At 57.4% G+C, this 17,154-nt stretch carries 16 protein-coding genes and 2 tRNA genes; 17 read left to right on the top strand and 1 reads right to left on the bottom strand.

Features of this window, described 5'->3' with window-relative positions; genetic code table 11:
* Positions 1-10 precede the first annotated feature (10 nt).
* Complete coding sequence (locus TX24_RS22105) at positions 11-415, top strand: hypothetical protein (protein WP_044268600.1); 405 nt, start codon at positions 11-13, stop codon at positions 413-415.
* Between the two features lie 9 nt (positions 416-424).
* Here the strand turns inward: TX24_RS22105 and TX24_RS22110 are convergent, their stop codons facing one another.
* Entirely contained in the window at positions 425-733 is a 309-nt protein-coding gene (locus tag TX24_RS22110) for a YhbY family RNA-binding protein (RefSeq protein ID WP_003176146.1), read from the bottom strand.
* A 107-nt stretch (positions 734-840) separates the two neighbouring features.
* Between TX24_RS22110 and rlmE the strand changes: the two genes are divergently transcribed.
* The 16 genes from rlmE to TX24_RS22185 all read left to right on the top strand — a co-directional run bounded on the left by rlmE (position 841) and on the right by TX24_RS22185 (position 17,036).
* Positions 841-1,491 carry a 23S rRNA (uridine(2552)-2'-O)-methyltransferase RlmE gene (gene rlmE / locus TX24_RS22115; RefSeq protein WP_003194199.1) on the top strand — a complete coding sequence of 217 codons (651 nt, stop codon included), beginning with the start codon at positions 841-843 and terminating at the stop codon, positions 1,489-1,491.
* A 200-nt stretch (positions 1,492-1,691) separates the two neighbouring features.
* Positions 1,692-3,602, top strand: a complete 1,911-nt coding sequence (ftsH, locus tag TX24_RS22120) for an ATP-dependent zinc metalloprotease FtsH (protein WP_032895273.1) — start codon at positions 1,692-1,694, stop codon at positions 3,600-3,602.
* An 8-nt stretch (positions 3,603-3,610) separates the two neighbouring features.
* Complete coding sequence (folP, locus tag TX24_RS22125; RefSeq protein ID WP_057711118.1) at positions 3,611-4,462, top strand: dihydropteroate synthase; 852 nt, start codon at positions 3,611-3,613, stop codon at positions 4,460-4,462.
* Positions 4,463-4,478: 16 nt separating this feature from the next.
* Positions 4,479-5,816, top strand: a complete 1,338-nt coding sequence (glmM, locus tag TX24_RS22130) for a phosphoglucosamine mutase (protein ID WP_003194195.1) — start codon at positions 4,479-4,481, stop codon at positions 5,814-5,816.
* 66 nt (positions 5,817-5,882) lie between these two features.
* Positions 5,883-6,638, top strand: coding sequence for a triose-phosphate isomerase (gene tpiA / locus TX24_RS22135; RefSeq protein WP_003194193.1), 756 nt, complete (start codon positions 5,883-5,885; stop codon positions 6,636-6,638).
* A 4-nt stretch (positions 6,639-6,642) separates the two neighbouring features.
* Positions 6,643-7,026 carry a preprotein translocase subunit SecG gene (gene secG, locus TX24_RS31195; RefSeq protein ID WP_003194191.1) on the top strand — a complete coding sequence of 128 codons (384 nt, stop codon included), beginning with the start codon at positions 6,643-6,645 and terminating at the stop codon, positions 7,024-7,026.
* Positions 7,027-7,048: 22 nt separating this feature from the next.
* Positions 7,049-7,134 (top strand) — tRNA-Leu (locus TX24_RS22140).
* Between the two features lie 96 nt (positions 7,135-7,230).
* Positions 7,231-7,307: transfer RNA gene (locus TX24_RS22145), tRNA-Met, on the top strand.
* A 140-nt stretch (positions 7,308-7,447) separates the two neighbouring features.
* Positions 7,448-7,906 (top strand): ribosome maturation factor RimP, encoded by a 459-nt coding sequence (gene rimP, locus TX24_RS22150; protein ID WP_032873230.1) that lies wholly within the window; start codon positions 7,448-7,450, stop codon positions 7,904-7,906.
* A 47-nt stretch (positions 7,907-7,953) separates the two neighbouring features.
* Positions 7,954-9,435, top strand: coding sequence for a transcription termination factor NusA (nusA, locus tag TX24_RS22155; protein WP_003194187.1), 1,482 nt, complete (start codon positions 7,954-7,956; stop codon positions 9,433-9,435).
* A 27-nt stretch (positions 9,436-9,462) separates the two neighbouring features.
* Positions 9,463-11,979: a translation initiation factor IF-2 gene (gene infB / locus TX24_RS22160; RefSeq protein WP_003194185.1), complete on the top strand. Its 2,517-nt coding sequence runs from the start codon at positions 9,463-9,465 to the stop codon at positions 11,977-11,979.
* 159 nt (positions 11,980-12,138) lie between these two features.
* Entirely contained in the window at positions 12,139-12,534 is a 396-nt protein-coding gene (rbfA, locus tag TX24_RS22165) for a 30S ribosome-binding factor RbfA (protein WP_044268596.1), read from the top strand.
* 3 nt (positions 12,535-12,537) lie between these two features.
* Positions 12,538-13,455, top strand: coding sequence for a tRNA pseudouridine(55) synthase TruB (gene truB, locus TX24_RS22170; protein WP_057711119.1), 918 nt, complete (start codon positions 12,538-12,540; stop codon positions 13,453-13,455).
* 116 nt (positions 13,456-13,571) lie between these two features.
* The gene (gene rpsO / locus TX24_RS22175; RefSeq protein WP_003177875.1) at positions 13,572-13,841 is read left to right on the top strand and encodes a 30S ribosomal protein S15; all 270 of its coding nucleotides are present in this window, start codon (positions 13,572-13,574) and stop codon (positions 13,839-13,841) included.
* A gap of 195 nt (positions 13,842-14,036) precedes the next feature.
* On the top strand, positions 14,037-16,142 hold the full coding sequence (gene pnp, locus TX24_RS22180) for a polyribonucleotide nucleotidyltransferase (protein WP_003194180.1): 2,106 nt from the start codon (positions 14,037-14,039) through the stop codon (positions 16,140-16,142).
* Between the two features lie 294 nt (positions 16,143-16,436).
* Positions 16,437-17,036 (top strand): BON domain-containing protein, encoded by a 600-nt coding sequence (locus tag TX24_RS22185; protein WP_057711120.1) that lies wholly within the window; start codon positions 16,437-16,439, stop codon positions 17,034-17,036.
* Positions 17,037-17,154: the final 118 nt, after the last annotated feature.

Raw genomic sequence — 17,154 nt, forward strand, 5'->3', positions numbered from 1 at the left:
TGCGGGCGCCATGCTTTGGCAGCTCTCTCAGATGCTTTGGGTGGGCGGCCTATGGTTGTTGCATATTGGTGTATTGCCGGCGTTGGGCCTGATTGGCCTGGCGCCGCTGCTGATCGATGAGATCGACGGATTGCTGAGTGCGCTGCTGGTGAGTTTTGCGGCGGCGTGCGTGCTGCTTCAGGTGTTGGTGCTGGTCAAGGCTGAAGGCCTGAAGAGTTTGTGGCGGGATATTCGCGGGCAACTGCTGCTGATGGCGCTGTATGCATGCGCAATGTTTTGCGTGGTGCATGTGTGGCTGCCGCAAGCGTTGCGCTGGCAGTTATTCAGCTATCTTGTGCTAGGGTTCTCTGGCCTGGTGCTGGTTATGCAACCTGCGCCGGGATGGAGTGGCGGGGCGCGCGAAGCACGCCCTTGACCCTTTTCATCATTTGAAGCGATGAACGTTCGACAGTTGCTTGTTGACGCTGAAGTTCTTGCGATACAGCAGCGCCATCTTGCCGATGACCTGAACCAGGTCCGCTTTGCCGACCTTGCACAATTCTGCAACGGCGGCCAGGCGCGCTTCGCGATCAAGGATGTTGACCTTGATCTTGATCAGTTCGTGATCGTTCAGTGCGCGCTCGAATTCGGCTAGCACACCCTCAGTCAAACCGTTGTCTGCCACAATCAGAACTGGTTTCAGATGGTGGCCAATGGATTTGTACTGTTTCTTCTGCTCTTGAGTGAGCGGCATAATCTGACCCCTGCGTCTGATCTTGTAAAAAGCGGCGGCCAGTTTACCCGAGCGAGTCCGGGACCGCCCAGTTAATCACGACCCGTTTTATTTTTTCGAGGTGGCCCGTGGCCCGTTCCAAAACCAGCCTTAAGTGGCTACAAGAACATTTCAATGATCCTTACGTCAAAAAGGCGCAAAAGGACGGCTATCGTTCCCGTGCCAGCTACAAGCTGCTGGAGATCCAGGACAAGGACAAACTGATCCGTCCAGGCATGAGCGTTATCGATCTCGGCGCGGCCCCCGGTGGCTGGTCCCAGGTGACCAGTCGTCTGATTGGTGGGCAAGGTCGATTGATCGCTTCGGACATCCTCGAGATGGACAGCATCCCGGACGTGACCTTTGTTCACGGCGATTTTACCGAGGACAAGGTATTGGCCGAGATCCTGGAGGCTGTGGGAAATTCGCAGGTAGACCTTGTGATTTCCGACATGGCCCCCAATATGAGTGGATTACCGGCTGTTGATATGCCGCGTGCCATGTTCCTGTGTGAGCTGGCGCTGGATTTGGCAGGTCGGGTGTTACGTCCGGGTGGTGATTTCCTGGTGAAGGTGTTCCAGGGCGAAGGTTTCGACGAGTACCACAAGAACATTCGCAAGTTGTTCGACAAGGTGCAGACCCGCAAACCGGACTCTTCCCGTGACAGGTCCAGGGAGCAGTATCTGCTGTGCCGTGGCTACCGCGGCGTCGAAGGCGCTGCGAGCGAAGAGCGTTTTTGAGAAATTCGAGGAGGGCGATAGGTTTTTTTATATCGCTTTCGTCACGAAGCTTTACGAATATTGCGTAGTCAAAGTTTCACAAAGGGTTACAGACGGCGCCTGCCAGAGTTGTAGGTAATGTAGTAAGTTAGGCCGGTGAATATCATGCGAAGCGCGCGCCAGTAGCGGAGCTTGCTTCAGAGGGTAGTTAATTGAACGATATGGCAAAGAATCTGATCCTGTGGTTGATCATTGCGGCTGTCCTGGTGACGGTGATGAACAACTTCTCCAGCCCTAACGAGCCGCAGACCCTCAACTATTCCGACTTCATCCAGCAAGTTAAGGATGGCAAGGTCGAACGCGTAGCGGTTGATGGCTACGTGATTACCGGTAAGCGCAACGATGGCGACAGCTTCAAGACCATTCGTCCTGCCATTCAGGACAACGGTCTCATCGGTGACCTGGTGGATAACAAGGTCGTTGTGGAAGGCAAGCAGCCTGAACAGCAAAGCATCTGGACTCAACTCCTGGTGGCCAGCTTCCCGATCCTGGTGATTATCGCCGTGTTCATGTTCTTCATGCGCCAGATGCAAGGCGGTGCGGGAGGCAAGGGTGGGCCGATGAGCTTTGGCAAGAGCAAGGCGCGCCTGCTCTCCGAAGACCAGGTAAAAACCACTTTGGCTGACGTTGCAGGTTGCGACGAAGCCAAGGAAGAAGTCGGCGAGTTGGTCGAGTTCCTGCGTGATCCGGGCAAATTCCAGCGTCTGGGTGGCCGTATCCCTCGCGGTGTGCTGATGGTGGGCCCACCGGGTACCGGTAAAACCTTGCTGGCCAAGGCGATTGCCGGCGAAGCCAAGGTGCCTTTCTTTACCATTTCCGGTTCTGACTTCGTCGAAATGTTTGTCGGCGTCGGCGCCAGCCGTGTTCGCGATATGTTCGAGCAGGCCAAGAAGCACGCGCCATGCATCATCTTCATCGACGAAATCGATGCCGTTGGTCGCCATCGTGGCGCTGGCATGGGTGGCGGTCACGATGAGCGTGAGCAGACCCTCAACCAGTTGCTGGTAGAGATGGATGGTTTCGAGATGAATGACGGCATTATCGTCATCGCCGCAACCAACCGTCCCGACGTGCTGGACCCTGCGTTGCTGCGTCCGGGCCGTTTTGACCGCCAGGTTGTGGTCGGCCTGCCGGACATTCGTGGCCGTGAGCAGATCCTGAAAGTACACATGCGCAAGGTGCCGATGGGTGACGACGTGGCTCCGGCTGTGATCGCCCGTGGTACTCCCGGCTTCTCCGGTGCTGACCTGGCAAACCTGGTCAACGAGGCGTCGCTGTTCGCTGCCCGTACTGGCAAGCGCATCGTTGAGATGAAAGAGTTCGAATTGGCGAAAGACAAGATCATGATGGGCGCCGAGCGCAAATCCATGGTCATGTCCGAGAAAGAGAAGCAGAACACCGCCTATCACGAGGCCGGTCACGCCATTGTAGGTCGTGTTGTGCCTGAGCATGACCCGGTCTACAAAGTGTCGATCATTCCCCGTGGCCGGGCACTGGGCGTGACCATGTTCCTGCCGGAAGAAGATCGCTACAGCCTCTCCAAGCGTGCGCTGATCAGCCAGATCTGCTCGCTGTATGGTGGCCGTATTGCTGAAGAAATGACCCTTGGTTTCGACGGTGTGACCACTGGCGCCTCCAACGACATCATGCGTGCCAGCCAGATCGCACGAAACATGGTGACCAAGTGGGGCTTGTCGGAAAAACTCGGCCCATTGATGTACGCCGAAGAAGAAGGCGAAGTGTTCCTGGGTCGTGGCGGCGGTGGGCAAAGCGCCAGCTTCTCGGGTGAGACAGCCAAGCTGATCGACTCCGAGGTTCGCAGCATCATTGACCAGTGCTACGGCACGGCCAAGCAGATCCTGACTGACAACCGTGACAAGCTGGACGCCATGGCTGATGCATTGATGAAGTACGAAACCATCGATGCCGACCAGATCGACGACATCATGGCGGGTCGTGCGCCGCGTGAGCCGCGCGACTGGGAAGGTGGTTCGGGTACTTCGGGCACTCCGCCTGTGGTGCAGAATGAGCGCCCTGAAACGCCTATCGGCGGCCCGGCAGCTGATCACTAAGGTTTGAAATGACTTCTGCTTTGTCCTCTACCCGGTTGCCTTGCGGCAACCGGGTTCTTGATTTGGCCCGGACGCATGTCATGGGCATCCTCAATGTAACCCCTGACTCCTTTTCCGATGGTGGCCGCTTCAGCCAGCAGGACGCCGCGTTGCACCACGCCGAGGCGATGGTGGCTGCCGGTGCGACGTTGATTGATGTGGGAGGGGAATCGACCCGCCCTGGCGCCCGCGTTGTTTCTCCATTGGAGGAGCTGGAGCGTGTGGCGCCGGTGGTTGAGCGCATTGCCCGTGAGCTGGATGTCATCATCTCGGTAGACACCTCCACCCCGGCAGTGATGCGAGAAACAGCGCGTCTCGGAGCGGGGTTGATCAATGATGTGCGTTCGCTTCAGCGCGACGGCGCCCTTGATGCGGCCGCTGCAACTGGCTTGCCCGTCTGCCTCATGCATATGCTGGGTGAGCCCGGCAACATGCAGGACAATCCGCATTACGACGACCTGGTTGGCGAGGTAAGTGGGTTTCTTGCTGAGAGGATTGCCCAGTGTGTGGCTGTGGGTATTGCGCCCGAACAGATCATCCTCGATCCGGGGTTTGGCTTTGCCAAGACCCTGCAGCACAATCTAAGCCTGTTCAAACACATGGACGCCTTGCACGCCCTTGGTCGCCCGCTGTTGGTCGGCGTTTCGCGCAAGAGCATGATAGGGCTCGCCTTGAATCGCCCGGTCGGCGAACGCCTGTATGGCGGCCTGGCGCTTGCGGCGCTTGCTGTAACCAAGGGCGCACGTATTTTGCGTGTGCATGATGTCGCCGAAACGGTCGATGTGGTGCGCATGCTCGCTGCTGTAGAATCAGCCGAATAAGAATGATGGAGCACTTATGACTAAGAAATATTTTGGCACCGACGGCATTCGTGGTCGGGTCGGCGAATTCCCGATCACCCCTGATTTCATGCTCAAACTGGGTTGGGCGGCAGGCATGGCGTTCCGCAGCATGGGCGCGTGTCGCATCCTGGTGGGCAAGGACACCCGTATTTCGGGCTACATGTTTGAATCCGCGCTGGAGGCCGGATTGTCCGCCGCCGGGGCCGACGTGATGCTGCTGGGCCCTATGCCTACGCCGGCAATCGCTTACCTGACGCGTACCTTTCACGCTGAAGCCGGTATTGTGATCAGCGCCTCCCACAATCCTCATGATGACAATGGCATCAAGTTTTTCTCGGGGCAGGGCACCAAGCTGCCTGACGAGATCGAGTTGATGATCGAAGAGCTGCTGGATGCGCCGATGACGGTGGTTGAGTCCAGCAAGCTGGGCAAGGTGTCGCGCATTAACGACGCGTCAGGCCGCTATATCGAATTCTGTAAAAGCAGTGTTCCGAGCAGCACCAATTTTGCAGGCTTGAAGATTGTTGTCGATTGCGCCCATGGTGCGACCTACAAGGTGGCGCCGAGCGTCTTCAAGGAGCTGGGTGCACAGGTCACCGTGCTGTCGGCTCAGCCTAACGGCTTGAACATCAACGACAATTGCGGCTCTACCCACATGGAGCAGCTGCAGGCTGCTGTGCTGGCTGAGCATGCGGACCTGGGCATCGCTTTTGACGGCGATGGCGACCGTGTGCTGATGGTGGATCACACCGGCACGATCGTGGATGGTGATGATCTGTTGTTCATCATTGCCCGTGACCTGCATGAGCGTAACAAGCTGCAAGGTGGCGTGGTCGGCACCCTGATGAGTAATCTCGGGCTGGAATTGGCGTTGGCAGAACTGGGGATTCCCTTTATTCGCGCCAATGTCGGTGATCGCTACGTGATCGCCGAGCTGCTGGAGCGTAACTGGTTGGTCGGCGGCGAGAACTCCGGGCACGTGGTTTGCTTCCAGCACACCACCACGGGCGACGCGATCATCGCCGCGCTACAGGTGCTGTTGGCCCTGCGTCGCCGCGAGGAGAGCCTGGCCCAGGCGCGCCAAGCCCTGCGCAAGTGCCCGCAAGTGCTGCTCAATGTGCGTTTTGCCGGTGGCGAAAACCCCATCGAGCACCCTGCTGTCAAAGAGGCTTGCGAACGCGTGACCCAGGCAATGGCGGGGCGCGGGCGTGTGTTGCTGCGCAAGTCCGGCACAGAGCCGTTGGTGCGCGTGATGGTCGAAGGCGAGGACGAAACACAGGTTCGCGGCCATGCCGAAGACCTGGCAAAACTGGTAACTGAAGTTTGCGCCTGAATTCGGCTTGCCAGTGATGATGTGGTTGGGTAACATCTGCGCCCACTTTGACCGACGGGGTACAGCATGCGTCGCACTATGGTAGCTGGTAACTGGAAGATGCACGGTACCCGCGCCAGTGTCGCTGAGCTGATCAACGGCCTTCGTCACTTGGCCTTGCCTAGCGGTGTTGACGTTGCGGTGTTCCCGCCTTGCTTGCATATCAACCAAGTGGTTGATGGCTTGAAAGGCAAGTCGATTCAGGTCGGCGCGCAGAACTCTGCGGTAGAGCCGATGCAAGGTGCGTTGACCGGCGAGATTTCGCCGAGTCAGCTGGTTGATGCGGGTTGTTCCTATGTGCTTGTCGGGCACTCCGAGCGTCGCCAGATGATGGGCGAGCGGGATGGGACGCTCAACCGCAAGTTCGCCGCAGCACAGGCTTGTGGCTTGATTCCGGTGTTGTGCATTGGGGAGACCCTTGAGCAGCGCGAATCGGGCAAGACTCTTGAAGTTGTCTCGCGTCAGCTGGGCAGCATCATCGAGGAGCTGGGTGTAGGTGCATTTGCAAAAGCAGTTATTGCTTACGAGCCGGTCTGGGCCATTGGCACCGGGCTGACTGCTACACCGCAACAGGCGCAGGATGTGCACGCAGCCATCCGCGCGCAGTTGGCGGCAGAGAATTCTGAAGTCGCACAAGGTGTGCGGCTTCTATACGGCGGCAGCGTGAAGGCGGCCAATGCGGTCGAACTGTTCGGCATGCCGGATATCGATGGGGGGCTCATTGGTGGAGCTTCCCTGAATGCAGATGAGTTCGGTGCGATCTGTCGCGCCGCGGGAAACTGAAAAAATGCTGGAAACAGTCGTAGTCGTTTTTCATCTGTTGGCTGCCCTGAGCGTAGTTGCTCTGGTTTTGTTGCAACAGGGTAAAGGTGCGGATGCTGGTGCGTCTTTCGGTGCAGGTGCTTCAAATACTGTGTTCGGAAGCCAAGGTTCCTCTACCTTTCTTAGTAAGTTTACTGCTATACTTGCCGCAGGTTTCTTCATAACCAGCTTAGGGTTAGGTTACTTTGCTAAAGAGAAAGCTCATGTGCTGACTCAAGTAGGTTTGCCAAACCCAGCAGTGTTGGAAGTTCCAAAAGCAAAACCGGCTTCTGATGATGTCCCGGTGCTTCAAGAGCAAAAGTCGGCTACTCCAGCGACTGACGTACCTCCAGCTCAAGAGCAGAAGTAAGAAGGGTTGTAAACGCTGTATTGCCGAGGTGGTGGAATTGGTAGACACGCAACCTTGAGGTGGTTGTGCCCATAGGGTGTAGGGGTTCGAGTCCCCTTCTCGGTACCAATTATCAGGAGAGCCCGCTGTTGCGGGCTTTCTTGTAGGTGGAAGGTTACATTGACCCTGCAAGGGATCGGTCGTATACTTCCGCCCCAGCTTTGTCGCGGGGTGGAGCAGTCTGGTAGCTCGTCGGGCTCATAACCCGAAGGTCGTCGGTTCAAATCCGGCCCCCGCAACCAGTTTTAGCGGAGCCCCTTTTAAGGGGCTTTTTGTTAGCTGGACACTTTCAACGCCGCTGTTCGACGGCGTTTCAAGGATGGGCGTTTCGCCCATTTTTTTATTTTGCACAGCATGCACATACATGCACGAGGGGGTTCAGGTGTCGAGCAAGCTAGAAGAGTTGCAGGCCTTGTTGGCCCCGGTGGTCGTGGCCCTAGGCTATGAATGCTGGGGTATTGAGTTTTCGGCTCAAGGTCGCCACTCAATGTTGCGCGTTTATATCGATAAAGAGGGCGGCGTGCTGGTGGACGATTGTGCCATTGTCAGCCGTCAGATCAGCGGTGTGCTGGATGTTGAAGATCCAATCTCCGTTGAATACACCCTTGAAGTTTCCTCGCCAGGCATGGAACGCCCACTGTTCACTATCGAGCAGTTTGCTAAATATGCCGGTGAACAAGTGAAGATCAAGCTGCGCTCCCCCTTTGAAGGGCGACGCAACTTTCAGGGCCTTCTGCGCGGTGTAGAAGAGCAGGATGTCGTGGTGCAGGTAGAAGACCATGAGTTCCTGTTGCCGATCGATATGATCGACAAGGCCAACATTATTCCCAGTTTTGACTGAGACGCGGATCCCGCGGATCCAATGGCTTGCGAAAGGCGAGGCGTACGATGAGCAAAGAAGTACTGCTGGTTGTTGAGTCGGTATCCAATGAAAAGGGTGTACCGGCAAGCGTGATTTTTGAAGCGTTGGAGCTGGCCCTGGCCACTGCTACCAAGAAACGTTTTGAAGACGAAGTAGATCTGCGTGTGGAAATCAACCGCCACACCGGTGCCTATGAGACTTTCCGTCGTTGGACGGTGGTCGAAGAGGACGATCTTGATGATCCGGCAATCGAAACCTGGCCAAGCAAGGTTGCGCAAACGCATCCGGGCGCTCAGGTTGGCGATGTTGTCGAAGAAAAGATCGAGTCGATCGAATTCGGCCGTATTGCTGCACAGACCGCCAAGCAGGTCATCGTGCAGAAGGTTCGCGAAGCCGAGCGCGCTCAAGTCGTTGACGCCTATCGCGAACGCCTGGGTGAAATCATCTCCGGCACCGTGAAAAAAGTTACCCGCGACAACGTGATCGTCGACCTGGGCAACAACGCCGAAGCGTTGCTGGCCCGCGAAGACATCATCTCTCGCGAAACCTTCCGTGTCGGCGTGCGCTTGCGTGCGCTGCTCAAGGAAATCCGCACCGAGAACCGCGGCCCACAGTTGATCCTGTCGCGTACCGCGCCGGAAATGCTGATCGAGCTGTTCCGTATCGAAGTGCCGGAAATCGCCGAAGGCCTGATCGAAGTGATGGCTGCGTCCCGTGACCCGGGTTCGCGTGCCAAGATCGCGGTCCGCTCCAAGGACAAACGCATCGACCCGCAAGGCGCTTGCATCGGTATGCGCGGTTCGCGCGTCCAGGCAGTGTCGGGCGAATTGGGCGGTGAGCGTGTGGACATCGTCCTGTGGGACGATAACCCGGCGCAGTTCGTGATCAACGCCATGTCGCCAGCTGAAGTGGCGGCAATTATCGTTGACGAAGATGCCCATGCAATGGACATCGCCGTTGGCGCAGACAATCTGGCTCAGGCCATTGGTCGTGGTGGTCAGAACGTGCGTCTGGCCAGCCAACTGACCGGTTGGACCCTGAACGTGATGACCGAATCGGACATCCAGGCTAAGCAGCAAGCTGAAACCGGTGACATCCTGCGCAACTTCATCGAAGAGTTGGAAGTCGATGAAGAACTGGCACAGGTGCTGGTAGATGAAGGCTTCACCAGCCTGGAAGAGATTGCCTACGTACCGTTGGAAGAAATGCTCAACATCGACGGCTTTGACGAGGATATCGTCAACGAGCTCCGCGCTCGGGCCAAGGATCGTTTGTTGACTAAAGCCATCGCTACTGAGGAAAAGCTGGCAGACGCCCATCCGGCCGAAGACCTGCTCTCGCTTGAGGGTATGGACAAGGATTTGGCGATGGAACTGGCGGTGCGCGGCGTAATTACCCGCGAAGACCTGGCCGAGCAGTCTATTGACGATCTGCTCGACATCGACGGCATTGACGAAGATCGTGCCGGCAAGTTGATCATGGCCGCCCGAGCCCATTGGTTCGAGTAATTAGGCGCGGCCTGAGGAGAGAAGTGCATGACGCAAGTCACGGTGAAACAACTGGCCGATGAGGTCAAAACACCGGTAGAGCGCCTGTTGCAGCAGATGCGTGAGGCAGGTCTGCCGCACACCGCCGCCGATGAAGGTGTGAGCGATAGTGAGAAGCAGTCTTTGCTGACTCACTTGAAGAGCAGCCACAAGGCGAAAGTGGAAGAACCGCGCAAGATTACATTGCAGCGCAAAACCACCAGCACCCTGCGGGTTGCAGGTAGCAAGAGCATCAGCGTTGAAGTACGCAAGAAGAAAGTCTTCGTACAGCGCAGCCCGGAAGAAATCGAAGCCGAGCGCAAACGCGAGCTGGAAGAACGTCGCGCAGTAGAAAATGCTGCACGTCAGAAGGCTGAAGAAGAAGCCAAGCGTCGCGCCGAAGAAGAAGCGCGTCGCCAGCCTGCTGCTGCGCAACCTGCTGCCACTGACGCGGTCGCCGCCCCTGTTGAAGCTGTGCGTGAGGCTGCCCCGGCTGCTGCTGCACCTGCTCCTGCAGCAGATGCCCGCAAGCGCGACGAGCCTCGTCGTCCGGACAAACCACGTGCTGACGACAACAATCGTCGCGGTGGTGGTGGCGATGGCGAGCGTAAAAACGCTCCGCACCGCGCCTCGGTCAAAGAGAAAGCGCCTGCGCCACGCGTTGCCCCACGTACCACCGACGAAGAAAGCGATGGCTTCCGTCGTGGTGGTCGCGGCAAGGCCAAGCTGAAGAAGCGCAACGCCCACGGTTTCCAGAGCCCAACCGGCCCTGTCGTGCGTGAAGTGAAGATCGGCGAGACCATCACTGTGGGCGATCTGGCCCAGCAGATGTCGGTCAAGGCTGCTGAAATCATCAAGTTCATGTTCAAGCTGGGCACTCCAGCCACCATCAACCAGGTACTGGACCAGGAAACTGCCCAGTTGGTTGCTGAAGAGCTGGGCCACAAAGTGACCCTGGTCAGCGACACCGCCCTGGAAGATTCCCTGGCCGAGTCCCTGAAGTTTGAAGGTGAAGCGGTTTCCCGTGCGCCGGTTGTGACCGTAATGGGCCACGTTGACCACGGTAAGACTTCCCTGCTCGACTACATCCGTCGTGCCAAGGTTGCCGCAGGCGAAGCCGGTGGTATTACCCAGCACATCGGTGCATACCACGTTGAAACCGAGCGCGGCATGGTCACCTTCCTCGACACCCCAGGTCACGCCGCGTTTACCGCAATGCGTGCCCGTGGTGCCAAGGCGACCGACATCGTGATCCTGGTGGTTGCAGCGGACGACGGCGTAATGCCGCAGACCATTGAAGCTGTCCAGCACGCCAAGGCTGCCGGTGTTCCTCTGGTCGTTGCCGTGAACAAAATCGACAAGCCGGGCGCTGATCTCGATCGCATCCGTAGCGAACTGTCGGTTCACGGCGTGACGTCCGAGGAATGGGGTGGCGAGACGCCATTCGTATCGGTCTCGGCAAAAATGGGTACCGGCGTTGACGAACTGCTCGAAGCGGTCCTGTTGCAAGCCGAAGTCCTGGAACTGACCGCTACTCCATCGGCTCCTGGCCGTGGCGTCGTGGTTGAGTCCCGTCTTGACAAGGGCCGTGGCCCGGTTGCTACCGTGCTGGTTCAAGACGGTACCCTACGCCAAGGCGACATGGTGCTGGTCGGTTCGAACTACGGCCGTGTACGTGCCATGCTCGACGAGAACGGCAAGCCAATCAAGGAAGCCGGTCCTGCCATCCCAGTCGAGATTCTCGGCCTGGACGGTACGCCGGACGCTGGCGACGAGATGAGCGTAGTGGCCGACGAGAAGAAAGCCCGTGAAGTGGCTCTGTTCCGTCAAGGCAAGTTCCGCGAGGTCAAGCTGGCCCGTGCTCACGCCGGCAAGCTGGAAAACATCTTCGAGAACATGGGCCAGGAAGAGAAGAAGACGCTTAACATCGTCCTCAAGTCTGACGTTCGTGGTTCCCTCGAAGCGTTGAACGGCGCCTTGAACGGCCTGGGTAACGACGAAGTGCAAGTGCGCGTTGTCGGTGGCGGTGTCGGTGGTATCACCGAATCCGACGCCAACCTGGCACTGGCTTCCAACGCTGTACTGTTCGGCTTCAACGTGCGTGCCGATGCTGGCGCTCGCAAGATCGTCGAGCAGGAAGGCCTGGACATGCGTTACTACAACGTCATCTACGACATCATCGAAGACGTCAAGAAAGCCCTTACCGGCATGCTTGGCAGCGACGTCCGGGAGAACATCCTGGGTATCGCCGAGGTGCGTGACGTGTTCCGCTCGCCGAAATTCGGTGCGATCGCCGGCTGTATGGTGGTTGAAGGCACTGTGTACCGTAACCGTCCAATCCGTGTACTGCGTGAAGACATCGTTATCTTCGAAGGCGAGCTGGAATCCCTGCGCCGCTTCAAGGATGACGCTGCCGAAGTACGTGCCGGCATGGAATGCGGTATCGGCGTCAAGAGCTACAACGACGTCAAGGTTGGCGACAAGATCGAAGTCTTCGAGAAGGTTCAGGTTGCTCGCAGCCTCTAACTCGCGCACTTCAGGAGCCGCGCAGCGTGTGGGCATGCAGATGCCCCGCGCAGCGTCAGGACTCTAAACGCAACGCCCGGTCTGGCTTTTGTCAGGCCGGGCGTTTGCCGCTTTCAGACCCCACGGGTTTCACCGTGTGGCAGTAACAGGTAACAAGACATGGCAAAAGAATACAGCCGTACCCAGCGTATCGGCGATCAGATGCAGCGTGAGCTGGCCCAACTGATCCGTCGCGAAGTCAAAGACCCACGCGTTGGCCTGGTCACCATTACCGCTGTTGAAGTGAGCCGTGACGTGGGTCACGCCAAGATCTTCATCACCGTGATGGGGCAGGACAGCAGCGAAGAAATCGCGCAAAGCATCAAGGTGCTCAACTCCGCCGCAGGTTTCCTGCGTATGCAGTTGGCCCGTGAAATGAAGCTGCGCAGCGTTCCGCAGTTGCACTTCCACTACGACGAAAGCGTCGTGCGTGGCGCGCACCTGTCGGCCCTGATCGAACGCGCCGTGGCTGAAGACAGCCAGCATCCGTCCACACCTGACGACGCCAAGGAGTAAGCGGTGGCTCAGGTCAAACGTATTCGTCGCAACGTCAGTGGCATCATTCTGCTCGACAAACCCATTGGCTTTACCTCCAATGCCGCGTTGCAGAAGGTTCGCTGGCTGCTCAACGCCGAGAAGGCCGGGCACACCGGCAGCCTTGATCCATTGGCCACCGGTGTATTGCCGTTGTGCTTTGGCGAGGCCACCAAGTTTTCGCAATACCTGCTTGATTCCGACAAGGGTTACGAAACCCTGATGCAACTGGGCAAGACCACCACCACGGCAGATGCCGAAGGTGATGTTTTGCAGGTTCGCGACGTGACCGTTGGTCGTGCGGATATCGAAGCTGCCTTACCCGCTTTTCGTGGGCAAATCAGTCAGATACCGCCGATGTACTCGGCACTCAAGCGCGATGGCCAGCCACTTTACAAGCTGGCACGTGCGGGCGAAGTAGTGGAGCGCGAACCGCGTTCTGTTACTATTGCGCGCTTGGAATTGCTCGCTTGCGAAGGCGACACTGCCCGTTTGGGCGTGGACTGCAGCAAAGGCACCTATATCCGTACCCTGGTGGAAGATATTGGTGAAAAGCTCGGTTGCGGCGCGTACGTTGCAGAACTGCGACGCACCCAGGCCGGGCCTTTCAGCCTGGCCCAGACGGTCACGCTGGAAGAGTTGGAAGCGGTACATGCCGAAGGCGGCAATGAAGCGGTTGATCGCTTCCTGATGCCATCGGACAGCGGTTTGCTCGATTGGCCGCTGCTGCACTTCTCGGAGCACAGCGCGTTCTACTGGCTCAACGGCCAGCCGGTACGCGCCCCGGATGCCCCGAAGTTCGGCATGGTGCGAGTACAGGATCATAACGGTCGCTTTATCGGTATCGGTGAAGTGAGCGAAGACGGGCGCATCGCGCCGCGTCGGCTGATTCGGTCAGAATGACCGGACGAGTGTGGCTGTTAACAGGCATGGTCACTACTCATTTTTAGATACAGGGATTTGTCCCTGGCCTGTTGAAACTGCCCTTTGGGTGGTTTCCTTAAAAAAAGGATTGCCTCATGGCTCTCGACGTTCAAGAAAAAGCACAAATCGTAGCTGACTATCAGCAAGCTGTTGGTGACACTGGTTCGCCAGAAGTGCAAGTTGCACTGCTGACCCACAACATCAACAAACTGCAAGGTCACTTCAAGGCCAACGGTAAAGACCACCACTCCCGTCGTGGTCTGATCCGCATGGTAAACCAGCGCCGTAAGCTGCTGGACTACCTGAAAGGCAAGGATCTGGGTCGTTATCAGACTCTGATCGGTCGCCTGGGTCTGCGTCGCTAATAAGCGATTGCGCTAGAGGTTGGTTGTCTGCCGCGTGTCATCGGGATTCCCGGTGGCCCGTGGTAGGCTCCCAGCCTCAAGTTTTATCTGGATATACGTTTTACCCTGGACGAGCGTCGGGCCGATTCCCGGCATTGCCCAAGAATTTCGCAAGAAGACAAGTTCCCCCAAGAGCCACAAAGAAGGTAGGACACCGTGAACCCGGTTATCAAAAAATTCCAGTTCGGTCAGTCGACCGTTACCCTCGAGACAGGCCGTATCGCCCGTCAAGCCTCCGGCGCAGTGCTGGTTACCGTTGACGACGACGTGACCGTATTGGTGACCGTTGTTGGCGCCAAGACCGCTGACCCGAGCAAGGGCTTCTTCCCTCTGTCCGTTCACTACCAGGAAAAAACTTACGCTGCCGGTAAGATCCCTGGCGGTTTCTTCAAGCGCGAAGGCCGTCCTTCCGAGAAAGAAACCCTGACTTCCCGACTGATCGACCGTCCGATCCGTCCGCTGTTCCCAGAAGGCTTCATGAACGAAGTGCAGGTTGTCTGCACCGTCGTTTCCACCAGCAAGAAGACCGATCCGGACATCGCTGCGATGATCGGTACCTCGGCCGCCCTGGCCATCTCCGGTATTCCTTTCGATGGCCCGATCGGCGCTGCCCGCGTTGCGTTCCACGAAAGCACCGGCTACCTGCTGAACCCGACTTACGAGCAACAGAAAGCCTCGAGCCTGGACATGGTCGTTGCCGGTACGTCCGAAGCCGTATTGATGGTTGAATCGGAAGCCAAAGAGCTGACCGAAGACCAGATGCTGGGTGCCGTACTGTTTGCTCACGACGAGTTCCAGGTTGTGATCAACGCGGTTAAAGAATTGGCTGCCGAAGCTGCCAAGCCGACCTGGACCTGGGCTGCTGCCCCGGAAGCCACCGAACTGCTGGGCGCTATCCGCTCCGAGTTCGGCGCTGCCATCTCCGACGCCTACACCATCACCGTCAAGGCTGACCGTTACGCTCGCCTGGGCGAGTTGAAAGACCAGGTTGTTGCCAAGCTGTCCGGTGAAGAAGGCCAGCCTTCTTCCAGCGAAGTCAAAGCGGCTTTCGGTGAGATCGAATACCGCACCGTTCGCGAAAACATCGTTAACGGCAAGCCACGTATCGACGGTCGCGACACCCGCACCGTACGCCCGCTGAACATCGAAGTCGGCGTACTGCCCAAGACCCACGGTTCGGCGCTGTTCACCCGTGGCGAAACCCAGGCCCTGGTGGTTGCGACCCTGGGTACTGCCCGTGACGCACAACTGCTGGACACCCTGGAAGGCGAGAAAAAAGACCCCTTCATGCTGCACTACAACTTCCCTCCGTTCTCGGTGGGCGAGTGTGGTCGTATGGGCGGTGCAGGTCGTCGCGAAATCGGTCACGGCCGTCTGGCTCGCCGTTCGGTTCAGGCCATGCTGCCTGCCGCTGACGTGTTCCCGTACACCATCCGTGTTGTATCGGAAATCACCGAGTCCAACGGTTCCAGCTCCATGGCTTCGGTCTGCGGTGCTTCCCTGGCACTGATGGACGCCGGTGTGCCAATGAAGGCACCGGTTGCCGGTATCGCCATGGGCCTGGTTAAAGAAGGCGAGAAGTTCGCCATCCTGACCGACATCCTGGGTGACGAAGACCACCTGGGCGACATGGACTTCAAAGTAGCCGGTACCGCTAAAGGTGTGACCGCGCTGCAGATGGACATCAAGATCAAGGGCATCACCGAAGAAATCATGGAAATCGCTCTGGGCCAAGCCCTGGAAGCGCGCCTGAACATCCTCGGCCAGATGAACCAGATCATTGGTCAGTCCCGCACCGAACTGTCGGAAAATGCTCCGACCATGATCGCGATGAAAATCGACACCGACAAAATCCGTGATGTCATCGGTAAAGGCGGCGCGACCATCCGTGCGATCTGTGAAGAAACCAAGGCTTCGATCGACATCGAAGACGACGGCTCGATCAAGATCTTCGGCGAAACCAAGGAAGCGGCTGAGGCAGCACGCCAGCGCGTCCTGGGTATCACCGCTGAGGCCGAGATCGGCAAGATCTACGTCGGCAAGGTTGAGCGCATCGTCGACTTCGGCGCGTTCGTCAACATCCTCCCAGGCAAAGACGGTCTGGTTCACATCTCCATGCTGAGCGATGCTCGCGTTGAGAAAGTGACCGACATTCTGAAAGAAGGCCAGGAAGTGGAAGTGCTGGTACTGGACGTGGACAACCGCGGCCGTATCAAGCTGTCCATCAAGGACGTTGCAGCAGCCAAGGCTTCGGGCGTTTAATCACCCGCAGGCTTTACGCTGAAAAAAGGACTCTTCGGAGTCCTTTTTTTATGGGCGCAAGAAAATGAAGCAGAATCAGCTGTTTAGCGCCGCCCAAAAGCCGCAACTTGCATGCAGGCACGATGAGCTTCATGCAAGTTGCACGATTTCGAAAATTCATGCTTTTCATAAGTCATTGTTTAATAAGGGATTTAATCTGTTCGGCGAGTTGGCACACTGCCTGCAATATCCCTGGTAGCGCTGCAGCATGAAGGTTTACGCCTGCAGACTTTTAATAAAACAGGAGTTACTCGTATGAAGAAGTTCGCTCTCGCTACTGCTACCGCTCTGACCCTGGCCATGGGTGCTAACGTAGCCTTTGCTCAGACTTCCCAAGCCCCTATGACTTTGGCGGCCGGTGAAGCGACCAAGGCTAAGGAAAGCGTTTCGGATACTTGGATCACCACTAAAGTCAAAGCTGACCTGCTGACCGAAAAAGGCATTCCAGGTTCGGACATCAAGGTTGAGACCAACAAAGGTGTGGTTTCCCTGTCCTCCGACGTCGCTATCTCGGATTCGCAGAAAGCTACTGCTGTAGCCATCACCAAGAAAATCAAAGGTGTGACTGCAGTTTCCGCTGACGGCCTGCTGGCTGGCGGTGCTGTGAAAGCTGACAACATCGACAAAGCCAAGGAAGGGACTTCGGATACTTGGATTACCACCAAGGTAAAAGCTGATCTGGTAACCGAGAAAGGCATTCCTGGCACCGACATCAAAGTCGAAACCAACAAAGGCGTAGTTTCCCTGTCGTCGACCGCAGCGGTCACCGAGGCTCAGAAAACTACAGCTGTGAACATCGCCAAGAAGATCAAAGGCGTTAAAGCTGTATCGGCCGATGGCCTGAAAGCAGAGTAACGCTGAACGTTTCGTTTGAACTGAATAGCGGCGGCTTAGGGTGAGCTAGATATCCACCTGACGCACCTCTGGAGTTCATGCGACCGACCACACGGATGTGGTCATTACAGGCCCCGGC

Origin of the sequence: Pseudomonas lactis (assembly GCF_001439845.1) — a bacterium.
Classification (GTDB): Bacteria; Pseudomonadota; Gammaproteobacteria; order Pseudomonadales; family Pseudomonadaceae; genus Aquipseudomonas; species Aquipseudomonas lactis.

Excerpts from the sequence above, each read along its gene's own strand:
- TX24_RS22105 (WP_044268600.1), top strand. The coding sequence starts at position 11 with ATGCTTTGGCAGCTCTCTCAGATGCTTTGGGTGGGCGGCCTATGGTTG.
- TX24_RS22110 (WP_003176146.1), bottom strand. The coding sequence starts at position 733 with ATGCCGCTCACTCAAGAGCAGAAGAAACAGTACAAATCCATTGGCCAC.
- ftsH (WP_032895273.1), top strand. The coding sequence starts at position 1,692 with ATGGCAAAGAATCTGATCCTGTGGTTGATCATTGCGGCTGTCCTGGTG.
- folP (WP_057711118.1), top strand. The coding sequence starts at position 3,611 with ATGACTTCTGCTTTGTCCTCTACCCGGTTGCCTTGCGGCAACCGGGTT.
- glmM (WP_003194195.1), top strand. The coding sequence starts at position 4,479 with ATGACTAAGAAATATTTTGGCACCGACGGCATTCGTGGTCGGGTCGGC.
- tpiA (WP_003194193.1), top strand. The coding sequence starts at position 5,883 with ATGCGTCGCACTATGGTAGCTGGTAACTGGAAGATGCACGGTACCCGC.
- secG (WP_003194191.1), top strand. The coding sequence starts at position 6,643 with ATGCTGGAAACAGTCGTAGTCGTTTTTCATCTGTTGGCTGCCCTGAGC.
- nusA (WP_003194187.1), top strand. The coding sequence starts at position 7,954 with ATGAGCAAAGAAGTACTGCTGGTTGTTGAGTCGGTATCCAATGAAAAG.
- infB (WP_003194185.1), top strand. The coding sequence starts at position 9,463 with ATGACGCAAGTCACGGTGAAACAACTGGCCGATGAGGTCAAAACACCG.
- rbfA (WP_044268596.1), top strand. The coding sequence starts at position 12,139 with ATGGCAAAAGAATACAGCCGTACCCAGCGTATCGGCGATCAGATGCAG.
- rpsO (WP_003177875.1), top strand. The coding sequence starts at position 13,572 with ATGGCTCTCGACGTTCAAGAAAAAGCACAAATCGTAGCTGACTATCAG.
- TX24_RS22185 (WP_057711120.1), top strand. The coding sequence starts at position 16,437 with ATGAAGAAGTTCGCTCTCGCTACTGCTACCGCTCTGACCCTGGCCATG.